This window comes from Terasakiella pusilla DSM 6293, assembly GCF_000688235.1.
Lineage (GTDB): Bacteria > Pseudomonadota > Alphaproteobacteria > Rhodospirillales > Terasakiellaceae > Terasakiella > Terasakiella pusilla.
On the sequence record NZ_JHYO01000009.1, the window covers coordinates 107,201 to 130,645 of the forward strand.

General features: G+C 51.0%; 23 protein-coding genes. 16 read left to right on the forward strand and 7 right to left on the reverse strand.

Annotation, left to right across the window (positions count from 1 at the left end; genetic code table 11):
- The 14 genes from Q397_RS0107970 to Q397_RS0108035 are packed head-to-tail and all read left to right on the forward strand — an operon-like array spanning position 1 to position 13,935.
- Positions 1-585 carry a COG4648 family protein gene (locus tag Q397_RS0107970; RefSeq protein WP_051609823.1) on the forward strand — a complete coding sequence of 195 codons (585 nt, stop codon included), beginning with the start codon at positions 1-3 and terminating at the stop codon, positions 583-585.
- Positions 582-1,850 (forward strand): AMP-binding enzyme, encoded by a 1,269-nt coding sequence (locus Q397_RS21605; protein ID WP_051609824.1) that lies wholly within the window; start codon positions 582-584, stop codon positions 1,848-1,850. The genes Q397_RS0107970 and Q397_RS21605 overlap by 4 nt, the downstream gene beginning before the upstream one ends.
- Positions 1,847-2,218 (forward strand): ApeI family dehydratase, encoded by a 372-nt coding sequence (locus tag Q397_RS0107980; RefSeq protein WP_051609825.1) that lies wholly within the window; start codon positions 1,847-1,849, stop codon positions 2,216-2,218. Before Q397_RS21605 ends, Q397_RS0107980 begins: the two co-directional genes overlap by 4 nt.
- Positions 2,211-3,872 (forward strand): glycosyltransferase family 2 protein, encoded by a 1,662-nt coding sequence (locus tag Q397_RS0107985; protein WP_028878970.1) that lies wholly within the window; start codon positions 2,211-2,213, stop codon positions 3,870-3,872. The genes Q397_RS0107980 and Q397_RS0107985 overlap by 8 nt, the downstream gene beginning before the upstream one ends.
- Positions 3,873-3,906: 34 nt before the next feature.
- Positions 3,907-5,451 (forward strand): HAL/PAL/TAL family ammonia-lyase, encoded by a 1,545-nt coding sequence (locus Q397_RS0107990; RefSeq protein ID WP_205618808.1) that lies wholly within the window; start codon positions 3,907-3,909, stop codon positions 5,449-5,451.
- Positions 5,452-5,455: 4 nt separating this feature from the next.
- Positions 5,456-5,872 (forward strand): acyl-CoA thioesterase, encoded by a 417-nt coding sequence (locus Q397_RS0107995; RefSeq protein WP_028878972.1) that lies wholly within the window; start codon positions 5,456-5,458, stop codon positions 5,870-5,872.
- Positions 5,860-6,414, forward strand: a complete 555-nt coding sequence (locus Q397_RS0108000; RefSeq protein WP_028878973.1) for an outer membrane lipoprotein carrier protein LolA — start codon at positions 5,860-5,862, stop codon at positions 6,412-6,414. Before Q397_RS0107995 ends, Q397_RS0108000 begins: the two co-directional genes overlap by 13 nt.
- Positions 6,411-8,618 carry an MMPL family transporter gene (locus Q397_RS0108005; RefSeq protein ID WP_028878974.1) on the forward strand — a complete coding sequence of 736 codons (2,208 nt, stop codon included), beginning with the start codon at positions 6,411-6,413 and terminating at the stop codon, positions 8,616-8,618. The genes Q397_RS0108000 and Q397_RS0108005 overlap by 4 nt, the downstream gene beginning before the upstream one ends.
- Position 8,619: 1 nt before the next feature.
- Entirely contained in the window at positions 8,620-9,846 is a 1,227-nt protein-coding gene (locus tag Q397_RS0108010; RefSeq protein WP_028878975.1) for an NAD(P)/FAD-dependent oxidoreductase, read from the forward strand.
- A complete protein-coding gene (locus Q397_RS24005; protein ID WP_051609826.1) occupies positions 9,837-10,382 on the forward strand; it encodes a DUF3261 domain-containing protein in 546 nt (181 codons plus the stop codon). Before Q397_RS0108010 ends, Q397_RS24005 begins: the two co-directional genes overlap by 10 nt.
- A complete protein-coding gene (locus Q397_RS0108020; protein WP_028878976.1) occupies positions 10,379-11,548 on the forward strand; it encodes a beta-ketoacyl-[acyl-carrier-protein] synthase family protein in 1,170 nt (389 codons plus the stop codon). The genes Q397_RS24005 and Q397_RS0108020 overlap by 4 nt, the downstream gene beginning before the upstream one ends.
- The gene (locus Q397_RS0108025; protein ID WP_038013108.1) at positions 11,538-11,981 is read left to right on the forward strand and encodes a hotdog family protein; all 444 of its coding nucleotides are present in this window, start codon (positions 11,538-11,540) and stop codon (positions 11,979-11,981) included. Before Q397_RS0108020 ends, Q397_RS0108025 begins: the two co-directional genes overlap by 11 nt.
- Positions 11,978-12,703, forward strand: a complete 726-nt coding sequence (locus Q397_RS0108030) for a 3-ketoacyl-ACP reductase FabG2 (RefSeq protein WP_028878978.1) — start codon at positions 11,978-11,980, stop codon at positions 12,701-12,703. Before Q397_RS0108025 ends, Q397_RS0108030 begins: the two co-directional genes overlap by 4 nt.
- On the forward strand, positions 12,703-13,935 hold the full coding sequence (locus Q397_RS0108035) for a beta-ketoacyl-ACP synthase (RefSeq protein WP_028878979.1): 1,233 nt from the start codon (positions 12,703-12,705) through the stop codon (positions 13,933-13,935). Before Q397_RS0108030 ends, Q397_RS0108035 begins: the two co-directional genes overlap by 1 nt.
- A gap of 69 nt (positions 13,936-14,004) precedes the next feature.
- On the opposite strand, the gene Q397_RS0108040 is transcribed toward Q397_RS0108035, so the two are convergent.
- The 5 genes from Q397_RS0108040 to Q397_RS0108060 form a co-directional block, all read right to left on the reverse strand.
- The gene (locus Q397_RS0108040) at positions 14,005-14,496 is read right to left on the reverse strand and encodes an Hsp20 family protein (RefSeq protein WP_028878980.1); all 492 of its coding nucleotides are present in this window, start codon (positions 14,494-14,496) and stop codon (positions 14,005-14,007) included.
- A gap of 171 nt (positions 14,497-14,667) precedes the next feature.
- The gene (locus Q397_RS0108045; RefSeq protein WP_028878981.1) at positions 14,668-15,168 is read right to left on the reverse strand and encodes a hypothetical protein; all 501 of its coding nucleotides are present in this window, start codon (positions 15,166-15,168) and stop codon (positions 14,668-14,670) included.
- Between the two features lie 152 nt (positions 15,169-15,320).
- The gene (locus Q397_RS25570) at positions 15,321-15,704 is read right to left on the reverse strand and encodes a c-type cytochrome (RefSeq protein ID WP_028878982.1); all 384 of its coding nucleotides are present in this window, start codon (positions 15,702-15,704) and stop codon (positions 15,321-15,323) included.
- A gap of 394 nt (positions 15,705-16,098) precedes the next feature.
- Positions 16,099-18,711: a bacteriohemerythrin gene (locus Q397_RS0108055; RefSeq protein ID WP_028878983.1), complete on the reverse strand. Its 2,613-nt coding sequence runs from the start codon at positions 18,709-18,711 to the stop codon at positions 16,099-16,101.
- Positions 18,712-18,754: 43 nt separating this feature from the next.
- Positions 18,755-19,240 carry a YchJ family protein gene (locus tag Q397_RS0108060; RefSeq protein WP_028878984.1) on the reverse strand — a complete coding sequence of 162 codons (486 nt, stop codon included), beginning with the start codon at positions 19,238-19,240 and terminating at the stop codon, positions 18,755-18,757.
- Between the two features lie 145 nt (positions 19,241-19,385).
- Here Q397_RS0108060 and Q397_RS0108070 point away from each other — a divergent pair, with 145 nt between their 5' ends.
- Positions 19,386-19,724, forward strand: coding sequence for a winged helix-turn-helix domain-containing protein (locus tag Q397_RS0108070; RefSeq protein WP_028878985.1), 339 nt, complete (start codon positions 19,386-19,388; stop codon positions 19,722-19,724).
- Between the two features lie 61 nt (positions 19,725-19,785).
- On the opposite strand, the gene Q397_RS0108075 is transcribed toward Q397_RS0108070, so the two are convergent.
- Positions 19,786-20,607, reverse strand: a complete 822-nt coding sequence (locus tag Q397_RS0108075) for an ABC transporter substrate-binding protein (RefSeq protein WP_028878986.1) — start codon at positions 20,605-20,607, stop codon at positions 19,786-19,788.
- 156 nt (positions 20,608-20,763) lie between these two features.
- Between Q397_RS0108075 and rnd the strand changes: the two genes are divergently transcribed.
- Complete coding sequence (gene rnd / locus Q397_RS0108080) at positions 20,764-21,918, forward strand: ribonuclease D (RefSeq protein ID WP_028878987.1); 1,155 nt, start codon at positions 20,764-20,766, stop codon at positions 21,916-21,918.
- Positions 21,919-21,948: 30 nt separating this feature from the next.
- Here the strand turns inward: rnd and Q397_RS0108085 are convergent, their stop codons facing one another.
- On the reverse strand, positions 21,949-23,442 hold the full coding sequence (locus Q397_RS0108085) for a Ppx/GppA family phosphatase (protein WP_051609827.1): 1,494 nt from the start codon (positions 23,440-23,442) through the stop codon (positions 21,949-21,951).
- Between the last annotated feature and the right edge of the window lie 3 nt (positions 23,443-23,445).

A 23,445-nucleotide genomic window follows, 5' to 3' on the forward strand; every position in this document is an offset into this window, starting at 1 on the left:
ATGGAATCGGCGCCGAAATTTAAACCGCTGATGATTGTTGTTGCCGTTGTCGGCGTGGCTTATCCATTTGCGGTTTATTTCGGTTTGCAGCTGTTTTCACCTTTGGTCATTGCCTTGGCCCTGATCAGTTTTTTGATCGTGCGTATTCTGTCGTCCTGGCGGGAAAAAAAGCAGGTGCGCGAGCTGGTGGCCTTAAGCCTGACGCTGAGCTGTGTCGTTCTGTTGTCTTTTGTTGATCAGCTTCTGGCAATCAAATCCTATCCGGTGGCGCTGAGCCTGAGCCTTGCGTCCCTTTTCACCTATTCTTTGTTAAACCCACCAAGCATGATTGAACGGTTCGCCCGTATGGTGGAACCAAATCTGAATGAACAGGGCGTGCGCTATACACGCAAAGTGACGATGGTGTGGATCGGGTTTTTCATCTGCAATGCGGTTGTGTCTTTTGGCACGGCTGTCTATGGGGATTTGGAAGTCTGGACCTTTTATAACGGGTTTTTGTCGTATGTATGTGTTGGTGGCCTAATGGGGGTAGAATTTATCGTGCGCCAGTTTGTTAAAAAACATCATCGTGGTGATCAAGCATGATCAAACTCTCTAACCTTCTCCAGCAGGAACGCGATTTTCAGGTAACACCGCAGAAGAGTTTTAGCGACCTTAAAGGCGATGTGGCGGCCACCCTCCGTGCGATCACGGCGGATCGGGTCGTTTTGTTTGAGAAAAGCGGCTATCGGTTTCTGGTCGGGTTGTTGGCGGCTCTGCATAAAGGCGTGCATCTGTCTTTGCCGCCCAACGATGCGCCAAAAACCTTGGAAAAAATCGAGGGTGCGCGCCTTCAGGTGAAAACAGGGGGCGACATTGAAACCACTTTTACGCCCCTAAACCCCCATGAAAGGGTGATTGATTTCTTCACCTCCGGTTCCACGGGGGAGGCAAAGTCGATCCGCAAAAAACTGATCCAGATCGAAAATGAAATCGAGGTTCTGGAAGCAACATGGGGAGAGGGCTTAAAGGATAAACTTGCCTTGGCTACTGTTTCCCATCAGCATATTTATGGCATGTTGTTTAAGGTGCTGTGGCCTGTATGTGCGGGCCGCCCATTTTATGATGAGACATTTGAATATTGGGAAAATCTGGTGGGGCAATTGTCAGAGGATACATTGGTTGTTTCTTCACCTGCCCATTTGTCGCGCTATCCTGAACTTGATGTCAAAGCGGCGCCGTCCATGGTCTTTTCCTCCGGTGGGCCGTTGAGCTTGGACGCCGCAGGTCAATCGCGTGACATCCTAGGCTTTACGCCGATGGAAGTATTTGGCAGTACAGAAACAGGCGGGATCGCCTATCGCCAACAGACAGGGCCAGAGGTGCCGTGGCAACCGTTTGAAGCGGTTGAGACGCGTCAAGATGCGATGGGTGTCCTGTCCATACGTTCGCCCTATCTGGATCAGGAGGGATGGTATGAGACATCGGATCGGGTCGAGTTTGTCAAAGACCGCAGCTTTGTGATGCGCGGACGCGTCGACCGGATCGTGAAAGTGGAAGGCAAACGCGTCTCCCTGCCAGAGGTCGAGGCGGTGTTGTCAGCACTGGACGATGTTGCGGAAGCCTGCGCCCTGATTACGAATGATGAGCGAAAATCTTTGTCGGCTGTGGTGGTCTTAAGTGAGCAAGGGCAGGGGAAACTGTCGGAGATTGGGGAGTTTCGTCTTGGTCGTGACCTGCGCCAGCAGATGAAACCCTATCTGGAACAAGCCGCGCTACCACGACGCTGGCGGTTTGTCTCAAAGATACCTGTAAACTCACAAGGGAAGCGCCTGTTAGCAGATTTGCTGGCGCTCTATGAGGCATCATGAGCCATTGGGAAGAAAGCAAGATTTTACCGGATGTGACGGCCGTGCGCGAAAGCGAGGGCGTGGTTGAAATTGACCTCGTGTGTCCGGCCGATTTGATGCAGTTTCAGGGGCATTTCCCAGAGCAGAAGATTATGCCCGGCGTGGGGCAATTGGATTGGGTCGCGCACTTTTCTGACAAACACTTTAGCCACGGTTTATCTGTGGTCGAAGTCAGTCAGCTTAAGTACCGTGACTTGATGTTGCCGGATGTCGCGGTGACCTTAAAAATGAGTTTTGAGGAGGCTAAACAGCGCGTGCGTTTTAGCTATGAAGGTGAAGACAAGGTCTATTCCTCCGGTATCGTGAAGTTGGGGACGTTTGATGTATAAACCCTGCGCCGTTGTTCCGACCCATAATCATTATCTTGTCATCGAAAAGGTGGTTGCGGGTTTGCGTGCTCAAAACCTGCCTGTCTTTATCGTCGATGATGGCAGTCCTGAGCCTGCACGCGGGGCCATTCAGGGCTTGCATGATCCTGACAATCAGGTGTTTGTCACCCGTTTACATATCAATCAAGGCAAGGGTGTTGCGGTCTTGACCGGTTTTAGACTGGCTGAGGAAGCGGGCTATACCCACGCTGTACAGGTGGATGCGGACGGGCAGCATGATGAAAGCGCTTTGCCCGTCTTGTTGGGACTGTCAGCCGATCATCCAGAAGCCTTGATCTCTGGTCAGCCGATCTATGATGACACGATCCCGAAATCACGAAAGATCGCGCGTTGGCTGACCCATGTGTGGGTGTGGGTGGAAACCCTTTCTTTGCAGATCAAGGATAGTATGTGCGGCTATCGGGTCTATCCCTTGCGTGAAAGTCTGGCCGTTGCGGATGAAGAAACCGTGGGCACACGTATGGACTTTGATACTGAAATCATGGTTCGCCTGTTTTGGCGCGGCACCCCAACGATCATGACGCCGGTTAAGGTGACTTATCCTGAAAATAACACGTCAAACTTTGATGTGGTCGGCGACAATATCCGTATCACCAAAATGCATACGCGTTTGGTGTGTAATATGTTGTTGCGCTTGCCTTCGGTATTGAAGAACCGCCCAGCACAGCCGAAAATCGCGTCCAAATGGGCAACGATTGATGAACGCGGCATGGCGTGGGGGTTGAACTTTTTGGCAAAGACCTATCAGTTACTGGGCTATCGGGCGTGCTGGTGGGTGATGCAACCGGTGTTGCTGTACTTCTTTGCGACAGGTCACGTACAACGTCAGGCCTCAAGACGATATTGGCAGAAAATTTACCGCCAGACCGGACAAGGTGGGGAGCCAAGCTTGTGGCGTTTATGGACGCATACGCGATCTTTTGGGCGTATGGCACTGGATAAATTTTCGGCATGGATGGGTAATGTGGGGCTGGAGGATTTGATTATCCCCAACGAAGCAATCATCGATCACATGATTGAAGAGAAAAAAGGCGCCCTGATCTTTGCCTCACATCTGGGGAATGTGGAGATTTGTCGCGCCCTGTCAAAACGGCGCAGTAACGTAAAGATCACGGTCTTTGCCCATACCAAACATGCCGTTAAGTTTAATGAACTGTTGTCAGCCTACAACCCTGATGCCTTGATGGATGTGGTGCAGGTGGATGACATGGGGCCAGCAACGGCTGTGGATTTGCAGGAACGGGTGGAACGCGGCGAATGGGTTATTATTGCGGCGGATCGCACCCCTGTTGAGGGGGAGAAACGCTTGTCCGATATCGTGTTTTTGGGCCAGAAAGCCCTGTTTTCTGAAGGGCCGGTGATTTTGGCGTCCCTATTGAAATGCCCTGTCTATTCCATGCTCTGTATGAAGGAAGGCGATAAATACAGGGTGTTGTTTGAGAAAATATCCGACCAGATAAAGTTACCCCGCAAAAACCGAAAAGAGGCTATCGCACAGGAAATTACAGCCTATGCGACGATACTGGAACGCACCTGCCTAGATTACCCGGACCAGTGGTACAACTTTTTTGACTTTTGGGCGGAAGACCAATAAAACCATTCGGCGAATTGATTTTTGAAAGATGAAGATGCTGCATTTACCCGCTATTTCCTTTGGTGAAAAACCGTTAACGATTGAAGATATCCACGCGCTGGCCTTGGGCCGCGCCCAAGCCGCTGTGTCTGATGATCCGGCCTTCGTCGCCAAGATTTCTGCCGGCGCGGATTTCTTGAGCGGAGTGTTGGAAAAAACGGGCGTGCTCTATGGGATCACCACCGGATATGGCGATAGTTGCACGCGCGGGGTGCCGGAAGAACTGGTGCACGAACTGCCGATCCACCTGTCGCGCTTTCATGGTGTTGGCCTTGGCAAGCTTTTCAGTGTGGAACAATCTCGTGCGGTTGTAGCTGTGCGTCTCGCGTCTTTAACCAAAGGCATGTCTGGCGTTAGCATGGATTTGATGCGTCAGTTGGAACTGCTGCTGGAACATGATATCGCCCCCGTCATCCCCGAAGAAGGATCGGTCGGTGCCAGTGGTGATTTGACGCCCTTGTCCTACGTCGCCGCTGTCCTGATTGGGGAGCGCGACGTGTTTTATAAGGGCGAGCGTCGCGCGACCAAGGATGTTTATGACGAATTGCAGATCAAACCGTTGGTGATGCGCCCGAAAGAAGCTTTGGCGATCATGAATGGGACTGCCGTAATGACGGCGTTGGCGGTCTTTGCCTTTAAACGGGCGGAATATCTGGCGCGCCTGTGTTCACGGCTGACCACGCTGACCTCTATCGGTTTGTTGGGCAACCCGGAACATTTTGACGAAGTCTTGTTTGCAGCCAAACCCCATCCCGGCCAATTTGAAATCGCAAAACGTATCCGTGAAGATTTGGATGGTGGCGTGAGTGACGCGCCGTTGCATCGCTTGCAGGATCGTTATTCTGTTAGATGTGCGCCGCACGTGATTGGCGTGTTGCAGGATATGCTGCCAACTTTCCGTCAGATCATTGAAACAGAGATCAATAGCGCAAATGACAATCCCATCATTGATGCGGAAAATGAGCGTGTCTTGCACGGCGGGCATTTTTATGGCGGGCACATCGGCTTTGTGATGGATAGCCTTAAAAACCTTGTCGCCAACTTGGCTGACTTGGTGGATCGTCAGATGGCAAGTCTGGTGGATGTGAAGTTTAACAATGGTTTGCCGTCCAACTTATCCGGTGCAGAAGGCGAGCGCGCCCCGATTAACCATGGGCTGAAAGCGTTGCAAATAGGCGTGTCGGCCTGGACGGCGGAAGCTTTGAAAAACACCATGCCCGCCAGCGTCTTTTCCCGATCTACGGAATGTCATAATCAGGATAAAGTCAGCATGGGCACGATTGCCGCGCGTGATTGTATCCGTGTGCTGGAACTGACCGAACAAGCGGTCGTCGGGCATATGTTGGCCTGTTGTCAGGCGATCCGTTTGCGCGCCCGCCAAGGTGACTTGAGCTATGATCGCCTAAGTCCGGCTGTGCGCGAATTTCAAGAACAGATGGAAAAGGATATTCCGTTTGTGGATGAAGATAAGCCGCTGGAAGGTGTGTTAAAAACATTGCTGGAGCGCATCGCTCAACAACATTGGTCCTTGTACGAGTAAGCTCATGATTTCCGCAACCGTTCAAATACAAGCGCAGTTTTACCATCTCGACCCGATGGAGGTTGTCTGGCACGGCAATTATGTGCGCTTTTTCGAACAGGCGCGTTGTGCCTTACTGGATAAGCTGGATTACAATTACCCGCAGATGCGCGACAGCGGCTATGCGTGGCCCATCGTGGATATGCGAGTCAAGTTTGTGCGCCCGGTGCGTTTTGCCCAAGTTATCGATGTATGCGCAACGCTGGTGGAATATGAAAACCGTCTCAAGATCAATTATTTGGTGAGCGATGCCAAGACGGGGGAGAAAATCACCAAAGGCTTTACCATTCAGGTCGCCGTGGATTTGGAGACACAGGAAATGGAATATGAAAGCCCCAAAATTCTGTTTGAGAAGGTGAAGGTGGCAACATGCGCCTCTTAACTTTATTGACCCTGCTGTTTTTATCCGTGTCTGTACAGGCGCAGGAACGACCGACCCAATTGCAGGACGGTGAGACGTTGCGCGGGGACTTTACCCAGCTGCGTTACCTGAACGGTTTTAACCACGCGATTAAATCGTCTGGGGTCTTTGAGTTTACAGAGGAAACGGGCCTTGATTGGCAAACCCAAACACCGTTTGCAACCCGCTTGATCGTGTCTGAAAAAGGCATGGTGCAATATGTGGATGGGGTTGAAACCCTGAAGGTTACCCCTGATAAGTTCCCCGCCCTAAGCACACTCCATGAGGTGCTGACCTTGTCCATGACGGGCGCGTGGGATCAGTTGGAAGCAAAATATCAAGCCAGCCTTGAAGCAATCGAGGGGGGCTGGCAATTGACATTTAAGCCGGATGGGGAGGCCCCGTTTGAAGCCGTCACCCTGACGGGGGCAGAGTATCTGGATCAGTTGGTCATCCGAAAACCCGAAGGGGATCGCGACGAAATTACCTTTAGCAATCAACATGTGACCAAGGCCCGCCCATGAAAAAAGCGGGGGCGTTGATCTGGGGGGCAGGTCTTCTGGTGTGTTTAGCTGTCATTCTGTTTCGGTTTCAGGGGGGCTTCCCTGTTGAGACGAACTTTTTGGCGTTGCTGCCCGATGAAGAACAAAGCCCGTGGATGGAACAAGCCAACGCGCGCATCAATGACGAAGTCGTCAACCGCATGGTCATTTTGCTGCGGGGGGAGGATTTTGACAGCCTCAAGACTGTCGCAGAAGACCTGAGCGAGCGCCTAAAGTCTGTGGCAAGCGTGCAGGATTTTGAAGATCAATATACCCAACTGGCAGAAAAGCTGTTTGACTATCGCGCGGCCTTGCTTAGTCCACAGGAACGACAGTGGTTGCAGGACGGACGGGCGGATAAAGTCAGTCAACGTGCCCTTGCGCAGATCATGTCCCCGCTGGGTTTTACCAATGCAGATATGATCCGTAACGACCCGTACCTGTTGTTCCCTGCTTATCTAAATGATCGTTTGACCAACCAATCCGCTACCAAAATGAAAGATGGCTGGCTAATGGTCGGGGAAGATCATTTGTTGCTGGTCTATCAACTGAAGGGAAGCCCGTTCAGCCGCGAGGTGCAGGAAAATATCAAAGGGGTTTTAGACGGATTTGTCGCACCAAATGGGGTGACGCTTTATAAAACCGGTGCGGTTTTTTATGCCCAGCAAGGTATAGAGCAGGGGATGGAAGAAGCCAGCCTGATAGGCGGCCTTTCTCTGATCGGGATTATTCTGCTTAATCTATTGGTCTTTCGCAGTGTGCAGCCGTTGCTGTTGAGCTTGCTTGCGATCACAAGCGGGGTTGTGGTTGGCGCAGGGGTCTGTCTGATCTTCTTTGAAAAACTGCATATGATGGCTTTTGTTTTCGGGGCCGGATTGATCGGGATTTCTGTGGATTATACCTTCCATTATTGCTGTGCCTCCACAGGACAAGATGGTGCAACAAACCGCATGAAGATCAATGAGATTATCCGGCCTTTAAGCTTTGGGGTGATCAGTTCTTCGTTGGGTTTTTTGATCTTGGCGATGACGCCTTTTCCCGGTCTTCGTCAAATCGCGATCTTTGCCTGTAGCGGTCTAATTGCGGCTTATCTGTGTGTGATCTGTATCTATCCGTTGATTGATCGAGGCACAGGCCTAAAGTCGGTTTGGGGCTGGGCGACGCTTGATCGCAACTGGTCTTTCATCATCGGTGGCTGTGCGGTCTTGCTGGCCTTGGCCGGGGCGGCTAAGTTTCATGTGGATGATGATGTTAGACGTTTGCAACATCTGCCTGCTGATCTAAGCGCAGAGGAATCTTATATCCGCAAGGTCACGCAGTTAGACAACAATACCCGCTTTTTAGTGGTGCGCGGGCAGTCGGTGGATGACGTCTTGGGGATGCAGGAGAAGCTGATCCCACTTTTGGATAAAGCACAGCATGAAGGGCATCTGTCTGGCTATCAATCCGTTGCCCAGTTTGTCCCGTCGCGCACCCGTCAGCTGGAAAATCATCGGCTTGTTTCAGACAATCTATTGGGGCCGACCTTGATGCAGCATTTGCAGACCTTGGGGCTTTCACCGGATGTGCAACCTTATCCACTAGATAAGCTGTTGAAACCTGCGGGTATTCTGGATGAATTACAATTGTCCGCCACCGTGCATCTGATGCGTCTGGACGGTGTGCAGTTGAGCTTGAATGTTGCAGACCTGCTGGCTGGTTTTGACGGGGTAGAACAGATTGATCAGGCCGCAGCGATTAGTCAGACGTTTGGCACCTATCGGGCGCGGGCCTTATGGATGATTGCGCTTGCTTGCGGGGTGATTTGGGTCTTTTTATCAAAAAATTATGGGGTTAAACGGGCCAGTTGCCTGTTGGCAGTGCCTGTTTGTGCCGTGGTGACGACACCGTTTATCGCGGCTTTATTTGGGGAAAGCTTTACGCTGTTTAATGCGATGGCTCTGTTGCTGGTTTTGGCCATCGGGCTTGATTATGCCTTATTCAGTCATGAAGCAAAACAAGATCGGTTTTCACAGGTGATGGTGGCAAATGCAATGTCAGCCCTATCCACCATGATGGCATTTGGCTTGCTGGCTTTCAGCGATTTGTATGCCATTCATGCGTTTGGGGTGACGATATTGATCGGGATTACGATTTCATTTGTCCTGTCATCCTTGTTGAGACCACAAGAACAAGAAAGTAAGTAAAATGGCGCATCAATTTGACGTGGTGATTATTGGGGCAGGACCAAGCGGCAGTGTGGCAGCGAGCTTGTTACATCAACGTGGTGTAAAGGTTCTGATGTTGGAAAAACTGGAATTTCCGCGTTTTATCATCGGCGAAAGTCTGTTGCCGCAATCCATGGAATTTCTGCAAAAAGCAGGCTTGCTGCAAACGGTTGTTGAGCATGGTTTCCAGTTTAAAAATGGCGCGGCGTTTCGACGGGCAGAGACAACAAGTTCCATTGATTTTCGCCAAAAGTTTGGGGATGGCTGGGGGACGACCTACCAGGTGCAACGCGCTCCCTTTGACGCTTGCCTTGCCCAAAAAGTAAAAGATATGGGCGTGGATGTCCGTTTTAACCATGAAGTGTTGGATGTGGACCTGTCCGGTGAGGGGGCACAGCTGCGCATCAAGGATGATCAGGGCGCAGAACAGGATATTACGTGCACGTTTGTGCTGGATGCCAGCGGGTATGGTCGGGTGTTACCGCGCTTGTTGGATTTGGAACGTCCGTCCAGCTTCCCCGTGCGCAATGCCTTGTTTACCCATATGAAAGATCGCTTGTGCGTAAAAGATTTTGATCGCAACAAGATTTTGATCACGGTCCATCCTGACCATCAGGATATCTGGTATTGGCTGATCCCGTTTTCAAACGGCACCTCTTCTGTTGGGGTGGTGGTGCGCCCGGATGTGCTGGATACCTATGAAGGGGATAATTCTCAAAAGCTATGGACCTTGCTGCGTGAGGCAAAAGAACTGGGCACATTGCTGGATGATGCGGAAGAACTGCGCCCTGTTGGGCAGTTGTCCGGCTATTCCTGCGACGTTAGCACCCTATGTTCAGATAAGTTTGCCTTGCTAGGCAATGCGGGGGAATTTTTGGACCCGGTCTTTTCATCCGGTGTGACAATCGCGTTGAAATCGGCTGATCTGGTGGTTGATCCCTTGGTGCGTCAGCTAAACGGCGAAACGGTGGATTGGCAGGCAGACTATGCGGACCCGTTAAAAGTCGGTGTCTCCTGCTTTAAAGCCTTTGTGGAAAGCTGGTATGAAGGGTCTTTGCAAAAGATCATCTTCAACCCGCCTAAAGGGGAAAATAATATCCGTGATATGATCATTGCGATCCTTGCAGGTTATGCGTGGAATGAGGATAACCCCTTTGTCAAACAGCCGAACAAATATCTGGAAATGGTGGCGGCCCAATGTCCCTAAGAGTTGCGCTGTCCTTTGTTGCTTTGCTGTTTTTGTCTGCCTGTGCACTGCTTCAGTCACAGGAAAAAGCGGCCTTGAGCCCGTGGCATCTTCCGTTTGAGGCGGCAGAGGTCAGCCAGCTTTTAAAAGGCAGCTATCAGGATCAGGAATTTGTCCTTCACGCCGCCCTTAAGATGGATGAGGATCAATTGTTATTGCTGGGGCTTGACCAGATGGGACGTCGGGCCTTTTCCTTAACATGGGATGCAACGGGTGTGCATGTGGACAGGGCGGTGTGGTTGCCCGATGCGCTGGAAGCACGTTATATCCTGAGCGATCTGATGTATGCTTATTGGCCATTGGAGAAGCTGGTGGCGCAAGGGCTGGTGGTGACCCAAGATGGGACAAAACGAACGATCTTTGAAGAGGGGCAAGCCATTGCGTTCATCACTAAAGAAGGGACAACGCAAAGATGGGCAGGGCAAACGGTGATTGAAAATATCAAACGTGGATACCGCATTGAAATCCAGTCCCAACAAACGGGGGAGGCACAATGACGCTGTATTTAACCGCTTTGGGGATGATAAACCCGTTGGGTCAAGGCAAGGACGAGGTTGCCAAAAATCTGTTTGCCGGTAGTCAAGCTGGCTTGATTGAAAAGGATGGCTTTCTGCCGGATCAAAGCGTCTATGTCGGGGCTGTGACAGGGGAGTTGGCACAGGTGCCGGATCACCTGAAAGCCCATGACAGCCGCAATAATCAACTGGCCCTCACCGCGCTTAAAGAGATTGAGCCTGAGATTCGAAAGGCCGTTGCGACCTATGGGGCGGATGGGATTGCAGTGGTGGTCGGCACGAGCACATCGGGTATCGGGTCTAATGAGCCTGCGATCCGCGGCAAAGTGTTAAACGGCAGCTTCCCCGAAGGGTATGATTACCAGACACAGGCGACGTCTGACCTGTCTGTTTTTATCCAAGACTATTTTGATTTAACGGGGCCGGCGATGACTGTTTCGACCGCCTGTACCTCCGGGGCGAAGGCAGTTGCGTCAGCGGCGCGCTGGATTGAAGCGGGTGTGTGTGATCTAGCGATTGTGGGCGGGGCGGATAGTTTGTGCAGCCTGACCCTAAACGGTTTTAATGCCCTTGAATCTTTATCAAAGGGCGTGTGCCAACCCTTTAGCCAAAACCGTGACGGTATTAATATTGGCGAAGGCGCGGCCTTTTTTATCTTGAGCAAAGAGGCTGGCGCTGTGGTGCTTGCAGGTTATGGGGAAACATCGGATGCGTACCATATCAGCGCCCCATCACCAGATGGGGAAGGCGCGTTTGATGCCATGCGCCAAGCCAAAGGGGATCATGAGGTTGCCTATATCAACCTGCATGGTACCGCAACGCGCCTGAATGATGCGATGGAAGCCAAAGCGGTTGCGCGTTTGGTAGGCGATTGCGTGCCTTGTAGCTCCACCAAATCTATGACAGGACATATGTTAGGCGCAGCAGGGGCTAATGAATTAGGCTTTTTGTGGCTGATGCTGCGCGAGGGCAAACTTGCTCCGCATATCTGGGATGGTCAGCAGGATGAGGAGAGTGACGTCATCCGGTTTGCTGAGAAAGGCGAGGCACTGGATGGTGGCAATCGGGTACTGTTGAGCAATTCATTTGCCTTTGGGGGCAATAATATCTGTCTTGCGGTTAAAAAAGGAAGTTGTGATGACGCCTGATATCAATGATCTGATCGCCCATGAAGCCCCGATGATCCTGATTGATCGGGTGATTGACCATACGGAAGAATGGATAGAAACCGAAGTGGTCATCACCGAAGACACGCCCTTTTTAAAGGGCGGGCAGGTGCCGTCTTATGTGGTGATTGAATATATGGCGCAATCCATTGCGGCCCTAAGCGGCCTAAAGGCCCATGCGAAACAGGAAGAGATTAAAATCGGCTTTTTGCTGGGCACCCGTAAACTGAGCTTGCAGCGTGATCATTTTGCAATTGGGGATGTGATCCGCGTGGAAGCCAAAAGTTTATACGATGACGGCTCCATGGGATCGCTGGATTGCCTTGCGAAAATCGCAGGCGACGTGATTGCTGAAGCGCGTTTGAATGTCTATCAACCAAATGAAGAAGAAATGGAAAAAGAGGGAAGCCAATGACAAGAACAGTTTTGGTCACAGGGGCCAGCAAAGGGATCGGACGTGCGATCGCTGTAAAATTGGCAAAAGATGGATTTGATATCGCCGTTCATTATGGGCGCGACCGCGCTGGTGCAGAAGAAACCTTGGCAGAGGTGAAAAGTCAGGGCGTAGATGGGCGTTTGCTCAGCTTTGATATCTCTGATCGGGAAAACTGCAAATCCGTTTTGGAGGCAGAAATTGCGGAACATGGCGCCTATTACGGCATTGTCTTGAATGCGGGCGTGACCAGCGATACGGCCTTTCCCGCTATGACAGATGAAGATTGGGACGGGGTGGTGCGCACCAACCTTGATGGGTTTTACAATGTCTTGCGCCCCACCACGATGGCGATGGTGTCAGCGCGTAAAGGCGGTCGCATTGTTGTGATGTCATCCGTGTCTGGTGTGATGGGCAATCGCGGGCAAACCAACTATGCTGCGTCCAAAGCAGGGTTGATCGGGGCAGCAAAATCATTGGCGGTGGAGCTGGCAAAACGCAAGATCACGGTCAATAGCGTGGCCCCCGGTTTGATCGGCACACAGATGACCGATGATTTGCCGCTGGAAGAAATTAAAAAAGCCATCCCCATGCGCCGTGTTGGCACCCCAGAAGAGGTGGCGGCGGCTGTGTCGTTTTTATGTTCAGATGATGCGGGCTATATCACCCGTCAGGTTATTTCCATTAACGGAGGCATGTTCTAATGCGTAGAGTTGTCGTAACAGGCATGAGTGGGGTCACGGCCCTTGGCGATAACTGGACAGATATCAGCACGGCCTTTAAGGAAGGCCGCACGGGCATTCAGCATATGGCGGATTGGGACCAGTATGTGGACCTGAATACACGGCTAGCCGGCCCTGTCGTTGACTTTAACGTGGATAAACGCTATCCGCGCAAAAAATTGCGCAGCATGGGCCCGGTATCTCGTATGGCCGTCTATGCCACGGAAATGGCGTTGAAACATGCAGGATTGGAAGATGATGCCGACCTGTTTAACAGCGGGCGCATGGGGGTGTCTTATGGGTCATCCTTCGGCAGCACCAAGCCTGTCATCGCCTTTGCCGAGTTGATGAGCAAAGGCACCATGCGCGATTTAACTGCGACCAGTTATGTTAAAATGATGAGCCATTCTGCCGCCGTTAATATCGGGGTGTTTTTTGGTCTTAAAGGGCGTGTGATCCCGACCTCAAGTGCCTGCACATCCGGTTCTCAAGGGATTGGCTATGCCTATGAAGCGATTAAATATGGCATGCAGGATGTGATGGTCGCAGGTGGTGCAGAAGAACTATGCCCGTCTATGGCGGCGGTGTTTGATACGCTGTATGCGACCTCGGTTAAAAACGATACACCTGAACTCAGCCCGCGCCCGTTTGATAAAGACCGCGATGGTCTGGTCATCGGGGAAGGGGCAGGTAGCCTGATTTTGGAAGAGTATGAGCGAGCAAAAGCACGCGGCGCCAAAATCTATGGGGAGATTGTCGGGTTTGGCACCAATTCCGATGGCAATCACATCACCCAACCGACACAGGAAACCATGAAGATTGCCTTGCAATCGGCCTTAAACGATGCGGGGCTGGAGGCCGGCGCGATTGATTATATCAACGCCCATGGGACAGCGACTGACCGTGGGGATGTGGCGGAAAGTCACGCGACCCTGTCTGTGATTGGCGATAAGACGCCGATCCATTCCCTTAAAAGCTATTTTGGGCACAGTCTTGGGGCGTGTGGTGTGGTCGAAGCCTGGTTGGGGCTGGAAATGATGCACGAAGGCTGGCTTGCCCCCACGATTAACCTGGATAATCTGGACCCAGAATGTGCTGAGTTGGATTATGTGGTGAAAGAAAGCCGCAAGGTAGAGATGGAATATATGATGTCCAACAACTTTGCGTTTGGTGGCATCAATACATCGCTGATCTTTAAAAAGACGGTCGCATAAAAAAGACGGATGCAGGGCGGGCCTGCATCCGCGTGAGGTCAGTGGGGGTAAATGCAAGGCAGGGACTTATTAGGCTGCCTTGCTTTTGGAACCTTCAATCATTTTTTTGGCCTTCCCAAGTAAGTTGTCGCCGGATCCTTTTTGGATTTCGATGCGGCGCGGCTTCAGCTCTTGCGGGATTTCGCGGATCAAATCAACGGTCAGCAGGCCGTCTTTAAGGGCGGCACCTGTGACTTTGACATGGTCATCCAGTTGGAAAGACCGTTCAAAGGTCCGGTTGCCAATACCGTGATGTAGGAATTTTCTGTCCTGCTTTGGGGCTTCCCCGACGGTTCCGGTGATGGTCAGGCGATTTTCATGGAATTCGATATCCAGCATATCCTGCGTGAAACCGGCAACAGCCATGGTGATGCGATAGCGGTCATCGCCCAAGGTTTCGATATCATAGGGGGGATAACTGTGCGGTCCATCTGTCGGATCGGGTAGCTCGTCCAAAAGGCGGGCAAGACGGTCAAAGCCGACGGTGGAACGAAACAGCGGTGATAAATCAAAGCGAGTCATAACGACATCCTCCTAAAAGCAATGCAATCATAACAAGGGGCTTATCAAAGCCTTTGTGTTGGAATGTCCGGGTCTGTTTTCAGCCCCCGGATATCAGCGATATAGGATGATCCTTTTTATCCGTCAAGGGAGTGTCAGAATTTTTTTATTGTTTAAAATCAATCTATTATACTAGTGTATACCCTGTGATGGCCAAAAAGTAGTATTTTGAAATTCTTTGGTCTTATAGGTTTTGAGATCAAGCAAAAGATCGCCAAGGTTGGCATCTGGTCCTTCGATCGCAAAGAGGTAGGCACAGAGCAATTCAATCAGAATGTCAGTGGAGGTGTATTGTCCTTTGGCATTGAGCAACAGGCAGCTTTCAAGGGCATCGATCAACAGGATTTTCACCCGTTCCGCACTTGTGGGATGGATTGATTTACCGGGCGAAAGCGCAAGGGTGAAAGCATGATCTGTTGGCATTGTCCTAAATTTATTGAACATATACAGCAGATCGGCGTCAAAACGTTTTAAGCCGGTTTCACCGGAACCAAAGGCGACAACATTTCTCAGATGGCGCAACGCGGCGATAATGGCGTGTGCGGTATCCTGTCTGGGATACAGGCAAAGCAGGGACTGGAGGGTTTTTTCAACGATATGGGCACCGGGCCCGACATAAGCTTGGTAAGTCATCTTAGACACCCTTTCTGGTAAGTAGTATCCAAAATTCGATTGTTGTTTTTATTCAGGCTTTCTCGTAATTTTTATATGGGTTTTGTTCAGACAAAAAACAAGAGGGAGGCCAAATGGCACTCCCTCTGTCATATTTTACGGTGGCTCAAAGGTTATTTGAGGCTGTCCAGATAGGCCGCGACATCTACGCGGTCTTGATCATCGCGTAGTTTGAACGTCATTTTACTTTTTGCAGACGTGTCACCGGTTTTGTCTTTGAGGAAATTGCTTGGGTTCTCCACATATTCCACGACCAGTTCGGGCGTCCAAGTTTGCCCATATGCGACCATGGCGTCAGAATATTTGGTGAAGCCGTCAGCCGTGCCAGCGGTGCGACCGATGACGCCAAACAGGTTCGGGCCAATTTTATGTTTGCCACCTTCTTCTGCTGTGTGACAGGCCTTACATTTATTAAAGACTTTCTCGCCTTTTGCCGCATCACCGCTTAACAGGGCTGCTTCTGCTGTTTTAACGGCCTCTTCGACTTTTTCAACGATCGGGGCGGCGGCTTTCTCGGCCTCTTGAGTGACCGTTTCTACTGTTTTTTCCGCTTCGTCCGCGACGGTTTCAGCAGCTTTTTTGACTTCTTCAACGGCTTTTTCTGCTGTTTCTTCTACGCTTTTTGCGACCGGCTCAACAGCTTTGGCAACTTCTTTCGCGGCTTGTTCAGTTTTACTTTCTTCCTGTTTAACAGGTGCGGGCTGCGCGGTTTCCTTGCTGTCATCGTTACAGGCGGCGAGGCCAAGGACGAGGGCGCTTGCGAGAGAAAGGGAAAGAATATGTTTCATACCAAAAGGATGTCCATTGCTGTGATAAATTAAGGGCTTCCCCCTAGACGTAACTTCTCCTCCCCTTAAATGCAAGGGGGGGAGGGAAATAGTCGGGGATTTGTCACTGATTGCGAATATAGGACGCGTATTTGCGATCTTCCAACAAGATGTGCATCAATATCCACTTTTTAAGAAATTTGATGACGGCTTGAGATTCGATCTCGGATAGGGGATGGGCGCATTTGTGAACAAGGGCTTCGACCTGATCCATCAAGATCTGATGTCGCTTGATGTGGGTTTCTGACTCTGAATAGGCGGCTTCGGTGAAGATGGTTTCTTCTTTTTCAAAGTGAAAGTGGGTACGGCCAATCAGGGTATGGACGAAGGGCAGGATATCGTCGGGTGACTTTCCTTGTTCCAACAGCTCGACCAGCTCACGGGTGACAGACAGCAATTTTTTATGGTCTTCATCAATGGTGTCTAGCCCAACGCTATATTCGTCCCGCCAATTGAGCAGAGAGGCATCCCATGCGGTTGAATTTGCCAATGCGCGCATTTGACGCGCGACATTTTCCAGCAATTTCCATTGCACCACAGGGACTTCTTTCAGGGTCACAATCGGGATCATCGCAATCGCCGCATGTTCGCTGAAGTCCATATTGAAGATGCTTTTCATCCCGAAGACGGCGTGGTCTTCAAACAGGCTATCACCGGGGCCAAGGGTCATGATCGGGCTGTCCCCCAGCTTTAGGGTGACGCTGCCTTCTTTGATCAAGCCGATATAGTCGCTGATGGTCTCATATTCTTTAAGGATATCGGTCAGTTTTGTGATGTGCATACTGGCGGCGATCGCGTTTTTGCGCCCGTCAGAAATTGATCCGCCAAACAACCAGGAACGTTGCAGGAGTTCGCGTTTTTCTGCCAGTTGAGAGATGGTCTGGAAACTGTCGTTACGTTTGACAAATTCCTTATACATCCCCATCGGTAGTTTTAGGGCTTTGACAAAGCTGACCGCGCGGTAGGTTTCGGATGATGTGACATCGCACAGACCTTGTATATCCCCGATAAAACACCCTGAGGACATCCGGTGAGTGGTGCTTGTTTTTGTGTCCAGCATCTCTGCGGCACCGGTGAGCAGAAAATAGGTGTAGTCAATTTTATCACCGGATCGCAGGATGATTTCTTCCGGGTTAAACTTCACCACTTCGTGATTGAGCAAAAGCCGGAACTGATCCTGGGGCAAGTCGGGGAAGAAGGACTGCATAAATGAATGGGCACGGGCAAAAAGGTAGTCATGATTGCTGGGGATCAAAACATCTTCTGTGCCAAAGGGGGCGCCACTGCCGATTTGCTTTTCTTCCTCTCTTAAGGGGCGGGCTGTATGGGCGAGGATGATTTTTTTCGAGGTGTCATGGGTGAAGTCTTTTGCCATCCCATGAATGAGGCCGCCGCCATTGTCGACTTTTTTGATATCGACTTCTTCCATATAGGCTTCTTTGACGCGCTCACAAAAGGCGCGTGACATGCCGGGGCGGCTCGTATCATCCGTGACCATGGCGTCCATCACGTCGAACGACGCGATATCGGCAAGATGGGCATAGGTTTTGTAGCCGCCATCCCATTGGGTACGGAAAAACAGGACTGTCGTTTCCAATGGGTGGGGAGAGATCACGGGTTTGACTTCCAGCCCGTTTATATTGTTCCAGACGTCATCTTGCAGGTCATGAACTTTAAAAAATGTCTCAAAGCGGCTTTCATCCAATGCCATCAAGGCACAGAGTTTCTTGACAGTGGCATGACGCACCAAGGGGGTGGAGTAAAACTTGATACGATGGTCGGAGCGGATGAGCGAGGGGAGGCCGGAGAAATGGTCATCATGACAGTGGGTCATGAAAATCCCTTCAATCTCGCTGATGTCAATGCCGAGGGCATGGAGCGTGGTTTCAATATTGGGGCCCACGTCGATCAGGTAGATCAAGCCTTGAAAGCAGATGATACTGGCCATGCTGGGGCGCTCCGTATCCCAGCCGTCCCCTTCACCGCTATGGATGATGGAGAAATATTCCCGTCCGACCTGATAGCGCCCAAGATTGTAAGACGGGGCGTATTGTTCGTTGTGGGCGAGATTTAGGTCAATTGTAACCGTCTCATCTTTATAGGAAAATTCAAACACGTTGGTTTCGATACGTTTGACCTGAACGCCGTTGCGCACGTGGCTGAATTCGCTTTCAATGATGTGGCTGTCCAGCAGTTCTTCGGAATTAGCGATTTTACCGAAGGCGAATTTGAGTTTAAGGCGCATGAGGTCGCGGGCTTGATCGGGGCTTGCGCCTGCATTGATCATCTCTTCCTCTGAAACGAGGCCATAGTTGCCGCGGTGGATATATTGGATCTGTGCGCTGAGTTGGTCGGGGTGCCCCAGCAGCAGGGGTTTTTCCCCCGTGTTGCCCGGGTGATTGGGCAGGATCATGCCTTGGCGATAGAGCATTTGCAGGACGGGAAATTCGCCGAGGTTGGCGAAGCTGCCTTTTTGCACCGTCAAATCAGAAAGGAGGATCGCGTTGGGGCCCGATTCATGAAACACGGGGCTGGCTTCATTCGCCATAATCACCCCGCGTCTCATCATATGTTTAACGGAATCTGCCGGGCATCCACAGAGGATACGCAGGTCCGCTTCGGGGAATTCTAACCAGAAAATGCCATTCGCAAGTTTAGACTTTTTGATATGGCTCATGGTTTATTCCCCTTTTTATTGGGTTGAGGTGCTTTCCCCTAAATTATGCACCACAACACTTTTTAAACTTCTTACCAGAACCGCAGGGACAGGGATCATTACGACCAGCTTTAAGAGCAACGATACGTTGTTCCTGTTTGGGGTTCATCTCGCCATCGACATAGTACCAGCGTCCGTCCTGTTTTGTAAAACGACTAATTTCGTGATGAACCTGTTGCTGCCCATTAATTTTGAAATAAGCTTTAAATTCGACCACGCCTGTGTCGTCATCTTCTTGTCCAGCTTCGGTTTTACCGATTTCCAGCTTCTTCCAGATCGCGCTTTTTGCCCATGTTTCGGTTTCTGCTGCATCGTAATCCTGGCGGCTTTCCGGCGTGAGGGTTTCTTCCAGATAGGCCATTTCACCTTTTTCAAACGCGCTATAGCGGGAACGCATCAGTTTTTCGGCTGTGGGGGCAGCTTCGCCGCGGTGATAAGGTTCGCAACACGCGCTATATTCTTGGCGGGAACCGCAGGGGCAAAGGGACATGATCTTCTTCTTTCCATATGTGTTAATTTCTTCTGGTTTGATCCCATTTGTCGGGTTTTATGTCAAGACGTCAAAAGATCTATTTGGGGTCTGGTGCGTGTCATTCAAATATTTACAAAAAACTCTGGTGCTGTAACCTGTTGTCATGGAAACAAAACTTCGTATACGGATCGCTTTCCCTAAAGGGCATGTGGGTCGCGGCAAAATCGCTTTGCTGGAACAGATCGAAAAAATTGGCACCATCAGCGGTGCGGCAAAAGAAATGGGCATGACCTATCGTCGGGCCTGGCATTTGCTGGAAACTTTGCAGTCTGTCATCAATGAAGATGTGGTGGAAACGTCTGTCGGTGGGAAAAAAGGCGGTGGTGCGCGCTTGACCTCTGTTGGTAAAGAACTCGTTACCCTCTATCGCGAGGCCGAGGCGGAAGCGACAAAAGGCGCGGACCCCTTGCTTAAGAAGATGGATAGTCTGCTAAAACCATAAAAAAAAGGTGGTCTGAATTGCTCCAGACCACCAAGTTATATGCAAGTGAAAGCGCTAGAAATCACTTTGCATTTGGTGTGAAAAGACGTTCATTTTTCACACGGAAACTGCCGATACGTTCCTGACCTTTTTCAGAGATCAGCCACTCGATGAATTTTGTTGCTTCTTCGCTTTTGATGTGCGGGAACTTGTCCTTGCTTACAGCAATGACGCCGTAAGGGTTAAACAGGGACTGGTCGCCTTCGCACAGGACTTCAAGGTTTTGTTTGTTCTTAAACGCGATCCATGTGCCGCGATCACTCAATGAATATGCGTTCATGCCCGCAGCGATGTTCAGCGTTGCGCCCATGCCGGACCCCGTCGCGCGATACCATTCGCCTTTCAGGTCTGCATCTTCATAACCGGCTTTACGCCACAGGGACATTTCACGTTTGTTGGTGCCGCTGTCATCACCGCGTGAGGCAAAGGCGGAACCAGAAGATTTGATCTGATCCAAGGCCTTTGCAGGTGAGGTGCAGCCTTTAATCTGTGCCGGGTCGCTTTTAGGGCCAACAATGACAAAGTCGTTATACATAACGTCATAGCGTTTAACGCCAAAGCCGTCTGCGACAAACTGTTCTTCAGACGGGCGGTGGTGGACAAACAGAACATCCGCATCACCTTTACGGGCCAAGCGGATCGCCTGACCTGTTCCTACGGCAACAACACGGACTTCAATGCCGCTTTCTTCGGTGAACTTTGGGAGCAGATATTCAAACAGACCGGAGTTGGCGGTGGATGTTGTCGAGGCAACAGTAATAAAGGACGTCGGATTGGCCTGCGCAAATCCTGTGATCAGGAGTGCGGCAAAAAGGCCAGCCAGAAAAGTGCTTAAACGTTTCATAAAAAGTAAGTCCCTGTATATCGAAAATTGTTTGCGATATGCTTCTTACGACATAACGCTGGCAGTATGTCTATTTCGACATAACGAATCAAGTGGATTTGTCGAAATAGATAGTTTCGGTTTTCATTTTATATGGAAACGGTGTATAGGATTTTTATGGAATTGATTACAGATACTCAAACGCTATCAGCGTTTTGCGACCGTTTAGCGACGGAAAGATTCGTCACGGTCGATACGGAATTTATGCGTGAGAAAACCTATTGGCCCCAACTCTGTCTTGTCCAGTTGGGGGGCGAGGAAGAAGCGCGTTGCGTCGATGTTTTGGCCCAAGGGATTGATTTACAGCCACTTTATGACCTGATGGACAACTCTAATGTCCTGAAAGTTTTTCATGCAGCTCGTCAGGACGTTGAAATTTTTGTCAAACTGACAGGCAAGACCCCAACCCCTATGTTTGATACTCAGGTTGCCGCCATGGTATGTGGCTTCGGAGAATCTGTGGGGTATGAGACGTTGGTGAACACGATTTGTAAAAAGAATCTGGATAAGGGGTCGCGTTTTACGGATTGGAGCAAACGCCCCTTGACCGAACGTCAGGTGACGTATGCGCTGGGCGATGTGACTCACTTGCGCACCATTTACGAACGTCTGATGCAAAAGCTGGAGAAGAACAATCGCGCGGGCTGGCTGGATGAAGAGATGGCGGCCCTGACCAATCCGTCGACTTATATTGTCGATCCGGAGATGGCGTGGAAACGTCTTAAAGCACGCACGAAAAGTTCGAAAGTACTGGCGGTTCTGCGGGAAGTTGCCGCTTGGCGTGAACGTGAAGCGCAACGCAAGGATATGCCGCGCAACCGTGTGATCCGTGATGATGCGATTATTGAAATCGCCCATCATACCCCAAAAGATGCAGGTGCCTTGGAACGGGTGCGCGGTATGAACAAAGCCATCGCCCAAGGGCGCTATGGCACAGAAGTGCTGGCGGCGATTAAACACGCGCTGGATATGGACCCGGCTGATTATCCGCAGCCCCCTGCCAAAAAGGATTTGCCTAAAGGGTTAGGGCCGGTTGTCGATCTGTTGAAAGTGCTGTTGAAGTTCAATTGTGAACATAATGATGTGGCACAAAAGCTGGTCGCCAATGCTTCTGATTTGGAACATCTGGCAGCCTATGGTGCAAACGCGGACGTACCGTGTTTGAAAGGCTGGCGTCGTGACTTGTTTGGCGATGCTGCGATCAAGCTGCAGGAAGGCAAGTTGGCTCTGGCTGTCAATGGCAAGCACATCAAACTCATTGATGTGGACTGACACGGCATTGGGGACGGGAATAACCCGTCCCTAGCCATGTTCAATACGGGCGCTTAAGCCCAGACATTTGGCAACGGTTTTTAGGCGTTTACCCACGGCTTCTCCGGTAAAGACGTCTTCATGTTCCGGTAGTGATAAAATCAGTTCCCCGCCACGGATTTCCAGTTGGGTTTGATCCAGCAGATGCGGTGCACCGCTTGCGAGTGTGTGGGCAAGGCGCAAGGCGGCCCCAACTGTTTTTGTCCAGATGGCATCTTCGTCATTTAAGAAAGTCTGCAAAGGTTTTGCGATCCGGCGGTTAAAGTCGCCTTTGTATCGGCTGTAGACACAGGCGCCCATTAAGGCACGGTCATGGTGGGATAGTCCTGCCGCCGGTAGACGCAGGACGCGCAAAAAGCCGTGATCGGCGCGATAATCGGGATGTTCAGCCCATGCAATGTCATGCAGGAGGCAAGCCGCATGGCGCAGGTTCATCTGTTCGGCGGTTTCGTCACGGAAGATGGGTTCCATCCAGTGATATACTTCCTCACCTTGTTGTCCAAAGCGACCTTCACGTTCAACAAGGGCTTTGCAGCTGCTGATCAGCGGGTCTTGTTCTTTCAGGCCCTCATCAAGAGATTGGAAAAATTCCCCCTCGCGCATGGAGTAGCCTGAGAAGACAAGCTGGGAGGGATGGATCATGTCCATAACTTCCTGCAACAGCGCGATGGCACAAGGCAGGGTATCAAAGCGTTTTTTGGAGATATCGGGAACGGACAGCAGATAGTCGGTGTCCAATACCGCAATTTTTTCAAGGAGTGCGACCGCTTCATCATGTTGAAGGGTGTAGTTGTCGATCACATGCAAGGGGTAATCCGTGTAGTGCATGATCAGGCGCGCGACCGCCCGTAGTGATCCACCGACCGCATAAAAGGTTCTGCCTTTCATTTGGTCGGTCCAGTCTAGTGGGGCGAGTTTGTTGCGGATAAAGGACCGCATCTCCGCGACGGTCGTGCGATTGCCGTCTTTGATCCGTAAATGCCCAAGGGGGGTTGTGTCATGGCGGGAAAATGTGCCTTGATCCAGTGCCACCAGATCAAAGCTTGCCCCGCCCATATCCCCCAGCAAGCCGTCGGCGTGGGGCAGGCCACTGAGTACACCGTAGGCCGCAAGTTTGGCTTCTTCCTCACCACTGAGGACACGAACATCCGCGCCAAAGCGTCTTTTGATTTCCGCGACAAAGTCGGGGCCGTCAGTGGCTTCACGCACGGCGGCGGTGGCAAGCAGGCTGACGGTATCGACCTCCATGACCTCAACCAGCTTCATGAAGCGGTTGAGGGACTCGAAGGCAAGCGCGACCCCTTCGGGATTGAGCTTGCCTGTATCATCAATCCCCAGCCCCAATTGGCATTGCACCTTCTCGTTAAAGACGGGGAGGGGAATACGTGCCGGGCCATGAAAGACCACCAAACGTACGGTGTTAGAGCCGATATCGACAATTGCAGTAAGGCGACCTTTGCGTTCTGGCCCGATTGTGTAGTCCATCGA